At 70.2% G+C, this 13,358-nt stretch carries 7 protein-coding genes; 6 read left to right on the top strand and 1 reads right to left on the bottom strand.

Annotated elements, in window-relative coordinates; genetic code table 11:
• A partial coding sequence (locus tag KUM38_RS42610; RefSeq protein WP_254398435.1) for a methylmalonyl-CoA mutase family protein occupies positions 1 to 125 on the bottom strand: 125 nt, incomplete at its 3' end.
• Positions 126 to 1,402: 1,277 nt separating this feature from the next.
• On the opposite strand from KUM38_RS42610, the gene KUM38_RS38815 reads away from it, so the two are divergent.
• The 6 genes from KUM38_RS38815 to KUM38_RS38790 all read left to right on the top strand — a co-directional run.
• The gene (locus KUM38_RS38815; RefSeq protein ID WP_254398433.1) at positions 1,403 to 1,996 is read left to right on the top strand and encodes an RNA polymerase sigma factor; all 594 of its coding nucleotides are present in this window, start codon (positions 1,403 to 1,405) and stop codon (positions 1,994 to 1,996) included.
• Between the two features lie 276 nt (positions 1,997 to 2,272).
• Entirely contained in the window at positions 2,273 to 2,473 is a 201-nt protein-coding gene (locus KUM38_RS38810; protein WP_217136864.1) for a hypothetical protein, read from the top strand.
• Between the two features lie 268 nt (positions 2,474 to 2,741).
• Complete coding sequence (locus KUM38_RS38805) at positions 2,742 to 4,229, top strand: DHA2 family efflux MFS transporter permease subunit (RefSeq protein ID WP_217136863.1); 1,488 nt, start codon at positions 2,742 to 2,744, stop codon at positions 4,227 to 4,229.
• A 38-nt stretch (positions 4,230 to 4,267) separates the two neighbouring features.
• Complete coding sequence (locus tag KUM38_RS38800; RefSeq protein ID WP_217136862.1) at positions 4,268 to 5,029, top strand: thioesterase II family protein; 762 nt, start codon at positions 4,268 to 4,270, stop codon at positions 5,027 to 5,029.
• A 176-nt stretch (positions 5,030 to 5,205) separates the two neighbouring features.
• Positions 5,206 to 11,697 (top strand): type I polyketide synthase, encoded by a 6,492-nt coding sequence (locus tag KUM38_RS38795; protein ID WP_217136861.1) that lies wholly within the window; start codon positions 5,206 to 5,208, stop codon positions 11,695 to 11,697.
• Positions 11,694 to 13,358, top strand: a 1,665-nt coding sequence (locus tag KUM38_RS38790) for a type I polyketide synthase (RefSeq protein ID WP_374227130.1), incomplete at its 3' end; no start/stop codon positions are given. The genes KUM38_RS38795 and KUM38_RS38790, both read left to right, overlap by 4 nt.

Here is a 13,358-nt window from a genome sequence, read left to right as displayed (position 1 = left end):
TACACACCCCGGGTGAAGGGATACGCCCCCGGCTCGCCCAGCTTCTCCGCCGGATCCCAGCCCTCCAGGGCCTCCGGCCCGTACACCGGTTCGATGGGAATTCCCGATTCAGAGCTGCGCACCATGCTGCCTTGCCTCCATGAGGATTCCTCCCGTTGATGATCTCGATGTGTGCCGGAGACGCCCTCGAGCTGTGGCGGCGTGCCCGGACGTTGCCGTGGGCGGCGGACCGACAACCGTTGGCGGTCATGGGGGAGTCGAGTACGGTGCTGCGGCACCGGCCCTCGAAGGGGTGGGCGCGGCGCCGTGTTCGGCGGGTGTCGGCCGGTGCCGTGGTCGATCGAACCGGGCTCGGCAGCGGAAGAGGACGTCGGCGGGATCTCCGACGACCGTGAAGGCGATTTCCTCGCCGGGCCGACGCCCCCGGAATCCCAAGTTCCGAAATCCCGTCACAGGAAATGGCTTTCCGTGAATGGAAGATAGAAGATCTCGATCGCGCCAGTCAATAGGGGCCGGGGTGCGAGGAATTCGGCTTAAGTTACCGGTCGGGAAACATGCTCGCCCTGGGGTCCCGCTGCCAGGGTGGTGGGCGGAGTCCCCTCCGTTCGGCTCTTGGTGGCCCTGTGGGTGCGAGGGTGTGATGAATGGGTGACTGGTGCAAGATTGAACTTATCAGGCGCGGCTCGCGGGAGGGGTTTTCATAGGTGAGTCCCAGTCACCTTCCGATTGATTGAATGGTAAAATGAGGCGTGATCCTGTCGTGAGCAAGGACACATCGCGTCTGACGGAATAGGAAATTCCCCCTCCCGTCGCACGCTGAAGGGGCAGGTCACGGGCGCCTCGCCGCCAACTGTGGCCGCCCGGTGGACTCCTGGGCTCGTCGCGCCGGCACCGGCCCTGGCGGAAGGACCTTTGACGAGTTCCCGCACTGTTCGACATACTTATTCTGGCATTGGCTGCTTTGAAGGTTCGGCGAACGAGCGGTGGGGCGGTGCGATTCGTTGCCTAGACTGCAACGCATGACGCGTGTTATTGAGCGGGCGACCGGCGCGACCGGTAGGTAATAGGGGATCGGTACGGGTCCACCCGCGGCGCTCGGCGGCTCGGGGGTGGTGCCGTCGAACCGGAGTCCTGCGTGCTCGGAGGGTGTGATGCCTTCTTGCCGAGGCGCGCCCACCGGTGTGTTGCCGAGCGGTCGCGGCCGGCCCCGGCAGGAGGGGTGCTCGGTTCGAGCGGATGCCCGGGCGGTTCCTCCGGGGTGTCCTGTACGAGTTCTGGTGCGAAACGGCTGGCAGTTGCTGCCGCTGGGCTCAACGCCATCTTGTGATCAGCGGGTGGCAGGGAACTGAAAAACGGGGGATAGATGCGTACGCCTACGCTGAATGAGCTTGTAGACGACTGCATGGCTGGGAACCAAGACAGCTGGAACCGGATCGTGGAGCGGTACACGCCGCTGATATGGGCGATCGCCAGGGGCCACAGGCTGAGCGCGGCCGACAGTGAGGATGTCAGCCAGACCACTTGGATGCGGGTGATCCAGCACCTGGGCAAGCTCCGCGATCCCGAGAAGCTCGCCCAGTGGATCGCGGTGTCGGCCCGCCGGGAGAGCCTCAAGATCATCGAGAAGTCCGGCCGCAGCGTGCCGGTCGGGGACTCACCGGTCTTCGACCGCTCGGAGCCGTCGGAGAACCACCCGGAGGAAAGGGCGCTGGCGAAGGAGCGCGACAACGAGGTGCTGCTCGCCTACTGCGCACTCTCACCGAAGTGCCAGGCGCTGCTCGGGCTGTTGGTGACCGACCCGCCGATGTCCTACGACGAGATCAGCGCCACGCTGGGCATGCCGCGCGGTTCACTGGGACCCATACGGGCGCGCTGCCTGGCCCACCTGGGGAAGCTTCTGCAGCGGGAGACGGAGCGATCGGAGCGGGCGACGGAACTGCTCGATGCGATCACGCGCTCCGGGCTGCGCACCTTCGCCCTGGAGCAGCACCGCTGATCCGGCGAACACCGCCGACCTTGCGTTTCACTGAAGGCGCCTTCCGGCCCGGGACGACAGGCTTGCCCCACTCCTGTCGTCCCGGCGGGAGGCGCCTTCCGCGTGTGCATCACCGGCCGCGTCCCCGACTGCCGGCCGGTCCCGCCGATGCCGCGGTCGGACGGCGGTCGGTTCCTCTCAAGTGAGGTTCTTGTATACGGTATTGCTCCTTTTGGAGTTCACGTATAACCTCAGTTTCTGTTTAGTTAATGATTCATCATGTGGAGGGCGGGTGGCATGAACGGATCGGGCGAAGCGAAGGCGACAGAATCGGGAGAAGAGGCGCTGGCCAGGCTTGGCGGTGCTGTCGGACAGCCTCCCCGCAGCATGCTCGACAACGCGAAGGCGCTGTATGCGTTCATCTCGGACGACGACGACGCGCGAAGCGCCGACACCGTTTCCGCCGCACGGCCGGCACCGGCCGACCAGGTGTGCTAGAGCGAATCTCCCCGGCGATCGGCGTCGTACGGCCGCCTGAGCGTCAGGACGACTGACGCGGTTCCCGGCTTGTTCGGTGTGGCCACCTTCCCGCCGCACCCGGCCGACCCGGCACATGTGACCTCCGCCACAGTTGCGGAGGAATTCCGTCGCAGCTGTATCCGAGTCGGGTGCGGCCGGATCTGTGGTGCGTGGGAAAGGGACACAGCCAGCTCGAGGGGGGAGCGTGTGGTGGTCCCGCGGGCCGCAATCGTCGGGAAGGAAACCCGTGACCGTTGAACGTAATCCCTGGCCGGCGCTAGGAGCGCTGCTTGTCGGGTTCTCCCTCATCTCGCTGGACATGAGCGTGGTGGCGGTCGCCAATCCCGTGATCATGGAGGAGCTGGGTGCCGACGTCTCCGAAGTGATCTGGGTGACCAGCTCCTATCTGCTCACTTATGCGGCGCCGCTGCTGTTCACCGGACGGCTGGGTGACCGCTTCGGCCCCAGGAACGTCTACATGGTCGGCCTGGTGGTGTTCACGCTCGCCTCGCTGTGGTGCGGCGTGGCCGGGAGCGTCGAAACGCTGATCCTGGCCCGCGCCGTGCAGGGTTTCGGGGCCGCGCTGATGACGCCCCAGACCATGGCGGTGGTCACCAAGATCTTCCCCGCGGACAAGCGTGGCGCCGCCATGGGCGCGTGGGGCGGCGCCGTCGGTGTCTCGCTTCTGCTGGGTCCGGTCGTGGGCGGCCTGCTGGTGGACTCCGCGGGCTGGGAGTGGATCTTCCTGATCAACGTGCCCATCGGTGTCCTGGCCTTCGTTCTCGCCTGGAAGCTGGTGCCGGCGCTGGAAACCGAGAACCACAGGTTCGACGTGGTCGGCATCGTGCTGTCCTGCGCGGGCACGTTCCTGCTGGTCTTCGGCCTCCAGGAGGGCAACAACCAGGACTGGTCGACCGGTATCTGGCTCACGATCGCGGCGGGGCTGGCCGTGCTGGCGCTGTTCGTCGTGACGCAGGCGCGGAGCAAGGGTGAGCCCTTGCTGGTGCTGGACCTGTTCCGCGACCGTAACTTCGCACTGGCGAACGTGGGGATCGCGGCCATGGGTGCCGCGGTGACCGCGATGACCGTGCCCGCGTATTTCTATCTGCAGGGCGTACGAGGGCTCTCCTCGATGGAGTCGGCCCTGATCTTCGCGCCGCTGGCGACCATGACCGGCGTCTGCGCGCCGATCGTCGGCAAACTGTCCGACAAGACGCATCCGCGTACCTTCACGACCGTTGGTTTTGTGCTGTTCGCCCTCACGGCCGTCGGCTACAGCCTTTTGATGGAGCCGGACTCGCCGCTGTGGCTGTTCTCGGTCACCACCGGCGTGACCGGTGTCGCCAACGGCATGGTCTGGGGCCCGCTGGGCGCCATAGCCACACGCAACCTCCCCGTGCACCAGTCCGGTTCGGGCTCGGGCATCTACAACACCAACCGGCAGATGGGCGCCGTACTCGGAAGCGCCGCGATCGGCGCGCTGTTCACGAACCGGATCGAGGTGCACCTGCCGGGCATCGGCGGTGGCGAGGACCGGCCCGAAGGCAGCATCACCGAGGTTCCCAGCGCGTTCCACGAGCCCTACAGCACCGCCTTGAGTGAGACGAACCTGCTGCCCGTCGCCTTCCTGCTGCTGGGCGCGGTCGCCTGCTCCGTGTTCCTCCGCTTTCCCCCGCAGGAAACACAGACGGAAGCCGGGGACGTCGCGTTGCAGAAGGCCCACGACGCCGGCTGAAGCCGGCCGAAAGCGGCCTGGCTGACAGGAGGACAGATATGGCTACCGCAGAAGACTTCGGGCTCTGGATCCGCAAGCTGAGCACTCCGGACGACCCCAGGGCCAGATTGATTTGCTTTCCGCATGCCGGCGGTTCGGCGAACTTCTATTTCCAGTTCGCGCGCGGCTTCGACGACTTTGAGGTCCACGGAGTCCAGTACCCGGGGCGTCAGGACCGTCGGCGTGAACCTTTCCGGAAGACCGTTCAGGAACTGGCCGACGAGATAGCCGGCCTCATGGGCGACTGGAACGACCTGCCCGTCGTGCTGCTGGGAAACAGCATGGGCGCACTGGTGGCCTTCGAGGTGGCCTTCCGCCTGGAAACCATGGGCGTCGCGCCGCTGTCCCTGTTCGCCTGCGGCCGGGTGGGGCCGATGCTGGGCAAGGACGAGGAGACACACCTCAAAGACGATGACGTCTTTCTCCGGGAAATGGCACTGCTCGGCGGCATGGGCAGTGAGTTGCTCCAGGACGAGGAGATCATCGACCTCGTCCTGCCCCCCATGCGTGCGGACTACCGCATCGCGGAGACCTACCGTTGCTCGCCGGGGACGCGGCTCTCCGTGCCGATCCACGTGCACATCGGCAAGGACGACCCCAAGGTGACGGAGGAACAGGCGGCCGAGTGGAAGCACAGCACCACCGGGGAGTTCACTCTGGACACCCATGAGGGCGGTCACTTCTTCTTCACCGACAACGGCGATGACCTGACGCGAACCATCAGCAGATCAGTGCCGGACACACTCGCGACAAAAGCGTGACCGTGATTCCACCGCTGGGCGGCCTGTCCGATCGACAGGCCGCCCAGCGGTGACTTCTCCGGCACCGCGGCGATCCGCAAAAAGCTTTTGAATCGCTGTATCTGAAAGGCCCCCCGAGGGATCTAGCAGGACGACCACATGGTTGCCGGCATGAGCCCGAAGGTGGGGAAACAAGCATGGCCCTCGAGAAGAACGACGTCGTCGGAGCCCTGCGCAAGTCGCTGAAGGAAACCGAGCGTCTGCGGCGCCAGAACCAGCAGTTGCTCGACCAGGCGGGCGAGCCCTTGGCGATCGTGGGGATGAGCTGCCGCTTCCCGGGAGGCGTGGCCTCGCCGGAGGACCTCTGGTCGCTGGTCGCCGAAGGACGCACGGGTATCTCGGAGTTCCCCGACGACCGCGGCTGGGACCTGGACAACCTGTACGACCCGGACCCGGACCATCCCGGAACGGCCTACACGCGCCACGGCGGATTCCTCGACCGCATGGCCGAGTTCGACGCCGAGTTCTTCGGCATCAGCCCCCGCGAGGCGCTGGCCATGGACCCGCAGCAACGGCTGCTGCTCGAGGGGGCGTGGGAAGCCTTCGAGGACGCGGGGATCGACCCCATGACGCTGAAGGGCAGCGACACCGGCGTCTTCTGCGGACTCATGTTCTCGGACTACCAGTTCGTCGCGAGCCTCAGCGACCGACGGCCGGAGATCGAGGGCTACCTGTCCATCGCGTCGTCGCCCAGCGTGGCCTCGGGCCGTATCAGCTACACCTTCGGCTTCGAGGGCCCCGCGGTCACGGTGGACACCGTCTGCTCCTCCTCCCTCGTCGCCATCGACCTGGCGAGCAAGGCCCTGCGCGCCAGGGACTGCTCGCTGGCCGTGGTCGGCGGAGCGACGACGCTGGCCCGGCCCAGCGCCTTCGTCGAGTTCAGCCGCCAGCGCGCCCTGTCACCGGACGGGCGCTGCAAGGCGTACGCGGCGGCCGCGGACGGCGTCGGCTGGGCGGAGGGCATGGGGCTGCTCGTACTGGAGCGGCTGTCCGACGCCAAGCGCAACGGACGGCGCATCCTGGGCCTCGTGCGCGGCAGCGCCGTCAACCAGGACGGCGCCAGCAACGGTCTGACGGCGCCGAACGGCCCCTCCCAGGAGCGGGTGATCCGGCAGGCGCTCGCCGGCGCCGGACTGCGCCCGTCCGACGTGGACGCGGTCGAGGGGCACGGGACGGGAACCCCGCTGGGTGACCCGATCGAGGCGGAGGCGCTGCTGGCGACCTACGGCCAGAACCGGGAGAACGGCCCCCTGTGGCTCGGCTCGATCAAGTCGAACTTCGGCCACACCCAGGCCGCGGCCGGTGTGGCGGGTGTGATCAAGATGGTGATGGCGATGCGGCACGGGGTGCTGCCGCCGACCCTGCATGTGGATGAGCCGTCGCCGCACATCGACTGGGACTCGGGCGAGGTCCGGCTGTTGACCGAGGCGCGGGAGTGGTCGGTCGAGGGTCGTCCGCGGCGCGCTGCCGTGTCGTCGTTCGGCGTGAGCGGCACCAACGCCCACGTGATCCTGGAGGAGGCTCCGCAAGAGGCCCCGGCCGAACCACGAGAGTCGGCCGGCGAGAACGGAACCGGCGCCCGGCCGCAGATTCTCGTGCCGCTCTCGGCTCGCAGCGAGGCGGCACTGCGCGCGCAGGCCGATCGCCTGCGCGCACACCTGATCGCTCGTCCGGAGCTGGACCACCTGGACATCGGCTTCGCCCAGGCGACCACACGCGCCCACCTCGAACGCCGCGCCGTGGTCGTGGCCACCGACCGGGGCGCCCTGCTGACCGGCCTCAGCGATCTGAGCTCGGCCGAGCCGGCCGCGAACACGGCGGAGGGCCAGGTCGTCGGCTCGAGTGTGAAGCCGGTGTTCGTGTTCCCGGGGCAGGGTGCGCAGTGGGTGGGTATGGCGGTGGGGCTGCTGGATTCCTCGCCGGTGTTCGCGGCGGAGGTCGCCGCGTGTGGTGAGGCGTTGGCGGAGTTCGTGGACTGGCGGCTGGAGGATGTGCTGCGGGGGGTGCCGGGGGCGCCGTCGCTGGAGCGGGTGGATGTGGTGCAGCCCGCTCTGTTCGCGGTGATGGTGGGTCTGGCGGCGTTGTGGCGGTCGTACGGTGTGGAGCCGTCCGCCGTCGTGGGTCACTCGCAGGGCGAGATCGCCGCGGCGTACGTTGCCGGTGGTCTGTCGTTGCGGGATGCGGCGCGGATTGTCGCGGTGCGCAGTGTGCTGGTGCGGGAGCGTCTGGCCGGTCTGGGCGGGATGATGTCCGTCGCGGTGCCGGTGGAGCGGGCCGGGGAGCTGATCGCCGGGTATGGGGGCCGGGTGTCGGTGGCGGCGGTGAACGGTCCGGCGGCCGTCGTCGTCGCCGGTGAACCGCAGGCGCTGGACGAGGTGCTGGCGGCCTGCGAGCGTGACGGTGTCCGGGCCCGTCGCGTCAACGTGGACTACGCGTCGCACACCGCGCACGTGGAGGCCGTCGAGGCCGAACTGCTGGAGGCACTCGCGCCGGTGGAGCCGTCGGGCGGCCGGGTGCCGTTCTACTCCACGGTGACCGGCGGTTTCATCGACACCGCCACGATGGACGCCGCGTACTGGTACCGGAATCTGCGCCACCAGGTCGGCTTCGAACCCGCCGTCCGCGCCCTCATCGACAAGGGCATGGGCTGCTTCGTCGAAGTCTCGCCGCATCCCGTGCTGACGATGGCGATCGACGAGACCATCGAGGCGCGGGACGCGGTCGGCCGGGTCGCGGTGGTCGGCTCCCTGCGCCGCGACGAGGGCGGACTGACCCGGTTCATGCTCTCGCTCGGCCAGGCCCACACCGCGGGCGTGCGGATCGACTGGGACGCGGTGTACACCGGTACCGGCGCGAAGCGGGTGGACCTTCCCACCTACGCCTTCCAGCGGGAGAAGTACTGGCTGACGCCGTCGGCGCAGGGCGGTGACGTCACCGCGGCCGGCCTGGACCGGATGCGGCACCCCGTCCTGTCGGCGGCCGTCCAGGTCGGCGACCGCGACGAGTGGGTGTTCACCGGCCGCTTCTCCACCGAGTCGCAGCCGTGGACGCGCGACCACGTGGTGCTGGGCACGGTGATCGTGCCCGGCACCGCGCTCGCCGAACTCGTCCTCGCCGCGGCCCGGCACCTCGGCTGCGAACTCCTCGACGAGCTGGTCCTCGAGGCTCCGCTGACCCTCGACGAGGGCACCGCCCGGCACATCCGGGTCACCGTCGGCGGGGCCGACGAGGACGGCCGCCGCGAGGTCGCCGTCCACTCCCTGGCCGAGGCCGGAACCGGACCGGACGGCACGCGGCAGGCCGTCCGGCACGCGCGCGGCCGACTGGCCCCCGACGCCGAGCCCATCACGCCGTTCCCCGCCCACTGGCCGCCGGTCGCGGCCGTCGAGTCCTCCGCCGACGCCCTGTACGAGCGGCTGGCCGACATCGGACTCGACTACGGCCCGCTGTTCCAGGGGGTGCAGGCGGTGTGGCGCAGCGGCACCGAGATCTACGCCGAGGTGGCCCTCCCGGAGGACACCGCCGTGGACGGATTCGCCATCCACCCGGCACTGTTCGACTCCGCGCTGCACGTCGGCATGGTGGACAAGGAGGCCGGCTCCGCCCCGGACCTGCCGTTCTCCTGGTCCGGGGTGCGGTGCGGACGCCCCGCGTCCACCCGGGTGCGCGTACGCGTCGCCACCGCGGGCGAGTCCGCCTTCCGCGTCGACGTCGTCGACGAGAACGGCGACATGGTCGTCGCCGTCGACAGCCTCGCCGTACGTCCCGTGGACCCGGGCCGGCTGGCGGCGGCCGGGGGCGGGCAGAACACGCTGTTCCAGCTGGAGTGGGCGCCCGTCACGGGAACACCGTCGCAGGTCCGCGTCGTGGTCCTCGGCGACCTCGACGCGCCGGGTGAGCGCTTCGCCGACCTGTCCGCCCTGGAGACCGCGCTCGCCGAAGGAACCGCGGGCGTCGTCGACCTGGTACTCGCCGAGATCGAGACCCCGGCCACGGACGATCCCGCCCACGCCGCGAGCGTGGTCGCCGAACGCACCCTCGCCCTGGCACAGCGGTGGCTGGCCAGCGAGTGGCTGGGCGAGGCCACCCTCGTGGCGGTGACCCGGCACGCGGTCGCCGTGGGCGCGGAGTCCGTCGACGTGGCCCAGGCACCGGCGTGGGGCCTGCTGCGCAGCGCGCAGACCGAGCACCCCGGCCGCTTCCTGCTGGTCGACACGGACGGCGGTATCCAGCCCGACTGGACCGCCCTGGCCGAACTGGACGAGCCACAGGTGGCGGTGCGCGGCGGCGCCCTGCTGGCGCCCCGCCTGGCACGCGCGGCTGCCGGGCCGTCCGGTCAGGCCTGGCGGCTGGCCAGCACGGAGAAAGGCTCCCTGGCGAACCTCGCCATCGTGCCCTCCGACGGCGCCCGCCCGCTGGGCGTCGGCGAGGTCCGCGTCTCCGTCCGGGCCGCCGGCCTCAACTTCCGCGACGTGCTCATCGCCCTCGGCATGTACCCGGGCGACGCGCCCCTGGGCAGCGAGGCGGCCGGCGTCGTCCTCGAAGTCGGCTCCGCCGTCACCGACCTCAAGCCCGGCGACCGGGTGTTCGGCCTGGTGATGGACGCCTTCGGCCCCGTCGCCGTCGCCGACCGCAAGACGGTCGCGCCCATGCCGGAGCACCTCACCTTCACCGAGGCGGCCGCCATCCCCGTCGTCTACCTGACCGCCTACTACGGTCTGGTCGACCTGGCCGACCTGAAGGCGGGCGAGAAGCTGCTCGTGCACGCCGCCGCCGGAGGCGTCGGCATGGCCGCCGTCCAGCTCGCCCACCACTTCGGCGCCGAGGTCTTCGCCACGGCCGGCCCGGCCAAGTGGGACGCCGTGCGCGCCCTGGGCGTGCCGGCGGAGCGCATCGCCTCCTCCCGCGACCTCGGCTTCCGCGACGCCCTCCGCGAGACCACCGGCGGTACCGGCGTGGACGTCGTACTGAACTCCCTGGCAGGCGAGTTCGTCGACGCCTCACTGGACCTGCTGCCGCGTGGCGGCCGCTTCATCGAGATAGGCAAGACCGACATCCGCGATCCGCAGGCCGTCGCGCACCGGCACGCCGGCGTGCGCTACCGCTTCTACGACCTCATGGAGGCGGGGCCGGAGCGCATCCAGGAGATGCTGGTCGAGATCGCCGACCTGTTCGAACGCGGAACGCTGTCCCCGTCACCGATCCGCGCCTGGGACGTACGCCGGGGCGCCGAGGCCTTCCGCTTCCTGCGCGAGGGCCGCAACGTCGGCAAGGTCGTGCTGACCGTGCCGGCGCCGCCGGACCCCGAGGGCACCGTGCTGATCACCGGTGGCACCGGAGGCCTGGGCGCCCTGTTCGCCAAGCACCTCGTCACCCGGCACGGAATACGCCACCTGCTGCTGGTCAGCCGGCGCGGCCCGGCCGCCGAGGGCGCCGCCGAACTGGTCGCCGAACTCGACGCGCTCGGCGCGCAGGCACGCGTGGCCGCCTGCGACGTCGCCGACCGCGAACAGGTCGCCGATCTGCTCGACTCCCTCGACCGTCCGCTCACCGCGGTCCTCCACACGGCAGGCGTGCTGGCCGACAGCGTCATCGAGTCGCTGAGCCCCGAGCAGATACGGCACGTCATGCGGCCCAAGCTGGACGCCGCGTGGCACCTGCATGACCTGACCTCCCGCATGGACCTGTCGGCGTTCGTGCTGTTCTCCTCCGCGGCCGGCCTGCTCGGCAACGCGGGCCAGGCCAACTACGCCGCCGCCAACGCCGCCGTCGACGCGCTCGCCGCCCTGCGGCAGGCGGCCGGTCTGCCCACCCTCTCCCTGGCGTGGGGCCTGTGGTCCGACTCCACCGGCATGACCGGCGAGATGGACGAGGCCGACCTCGCGCGCATGGAACGCACCGGCATCGGCGCGATCCCCAGCGAACTGGGGCTGGAACTGTTCGACCAGGCCCTCGGCTCCGAGGCTGCCCTGCTGGCGCCGGTGCGTCTGGACCCGGGCGCCCTGCGCAACCAGGCCCGGTCCGGCCTGCTGCCCGCCCTGCTGCGCGGCCTGGTCCGCACCCCCGCCCGCCGCGCCGACAACGGCCGCTCGCTGGAGCGGCTGCTCTCCGGTGTGGCCGAGGCCGACCGCGAGCAGGTCGTCCTGGACCTCGTGCGCACCCAGGTCGCCTCCGTCCTCGGCCACGCCTCCGCCGACGCCGTCAACCCCGAGCGTGCCTTCAAGGAACTCGGCTTCGACTCCCTCGCCGCCGTCGAGTTGCGCAACCGGCTCAGCCAGGTGGCAGGCATGCGCCTGCCCGCGACGCTGGTCTTCGACCATCCCACACCGATCGAGGTCGCCCGGCTCGTCCTCGCCGAGGCCGGAGGAGCCACCGCCGGACAGCGCCCCTCGCCCTTCGACGAGGAACTGCAGCGGCTCGAGGCCTTCCTGATCGCCGTGTCCGGCGACGCGCACCGGCTGGCCGGCGCCGAGCCCCGCCTGCGTTCGCTCAGCAACCGGCTGCTGACGCTGCTGAGCGCGACGAGCACCGGCCCCGACGACCCCGACGACGACCTCGGGGACGACCTCGACTTCGTCTCCGACAGCGAGATGTTCGACCTGATCGACAAGGAGCTCGGATCCGCATGACCGGAAAGACGGATGACGGCCGGAGCGGATCGATGAGCGACGAGCGGATGACGAGTGACGACCAGATGACCGGTGGCCGGGAGAGCGACGAGAAGAAGCTCCGCACATACCTGCGTCGGGTGACGGCCGAACTGCGCACGGCCAACCGGAGGGTGCGCGAGCTGGAGCAGCGAGACGTCGAGCCCGTCGCGATCGTGGGCATGAGCTGCCGGTTCCCCGGCGGCGTGTCCTCGCCGGAGGCGCTGTGGGAGCTGGTGGCGTCCGGTCGGGACGCCATGGGCCCGTTCCCGGCCGACCGGGGCTGGGACCTGGAGCGGCTCTACGACCCCGACCCCGACCGGCCGGGCAGCGCCTACGCACAGGAAGGCGGGTTCGTCGACACGGTCACCACGTTCGACGCCGACTTCTTCGGGATCAGCCCGCGTGAGGCGCTGGCCATGGACCCGACCCAGCGGCTGACGCTGGAGACGTCGTGGGAGGCGCTGGAGGACGCGGGCATCGACCCGACGACGCTGCGCGGCAGCGACACCGGCGTGTTCGCGGGCACCGTCTCCTCGGACTACGGCCCCTCGACGCTGCCCGAGCTGGAGGGGTTCCGGGTGACCGGCACCCAGAGCAGCGTGATGTCCGGCCGCGTCGCCTACAGCCTCGGCCTGGAGGGTCCGGCGGTCACGATCGACACCGCCTGCTCCGCCTCCCTCGTGGCCCTGCACCTCGCGGTGACCGCGCTGCGGGCCGGCGAGTGCTCCCTCGCCCTCGCCGGTGGTGTCACGGTTCTGGCCGGCCCCTTCCTGTTCGTCGAGTTCAGCCGCCAGCGCGGCCTGGCCCGCGACGGGCGTTGCAAGGCCTATTCGGCGTCGGCGGACGGGACCGGCTTCTCCGACGGTGTGGGCCTGGTGGTGCTGGAGCGGTTGTCGGACGCCCGGCGTAACGGGCGGCGGATCCTGGGTGTGATCCGGGGCAGTGCGGTGAACCAGGACGGTGCGAGCAACGGTCTGACGGCGCCGAACGGCCCTTCCCAGGAGCGGGTGATCCGGCAGGCGCTCGCCAGTGCCGGGTTGTCCCCGGCCGAGGTGGACGCGGTCGAGGGTCATGGCACCGGTACGAAGCTGGGTGACCCGATCGAGGCGCAGGCGCTGCTGGCGACCTACGGCCGGGAGCGGGACGGGGATCCGTTGTGGCTGGGGTCGGTCAAGTCGAACATCGGTCATACGTCGGCTGCGGCCGGTGTGGCGGGTGTGATCAAGATGGTGATGGCGATGCGGCACGGGGTGCTGCCGCCGACCTTGCATGTGGACGAGCCGTCGCCGCACGTGGACTGGGAGTCCGGTCAGGTTCGGCTGCTGACCGAGGCGCGGGAGTGGCAGGTTGAGGGTCGTCCGCGTCGTGCGGGTGTGTCGTCGTTTGGTGTGAGCGGTACGAACGCGCACCTGATCCTGGAAGAGGCGCCGGCCGAGGAGCGGTCCGGGGAAGCGCCGGTCGACGTGACACGGCCCGCCGGTGCGGTGCCGGTGCTTCTGTCGGCGCGGAACGACGAGGCGTTGCGGGCGCAGGCGGAGCGGTTGCGGGCGCATCTGGTGGCGCGGCCTGAGTTGTCGGTCGCGGATGTGGCGTATTCGCTGGTGGCGTCGCGGGCGTTGCTGGATCGGCGGGCGGTGGTG

It is taken from the genome of Streptomyces sp. AC558_RSS880 (genome assembly GCF_019049255.1).
Lineage (GTDB): Bacteria > Actinomycetota > Actinomycetes > Streptomycetales > Streptomycetaceae > Streptomyces.
Note: the sequence above shows the minus strand (reverse complement) of the source record. Positions and strands in the feature narration are given on the sequence as shown.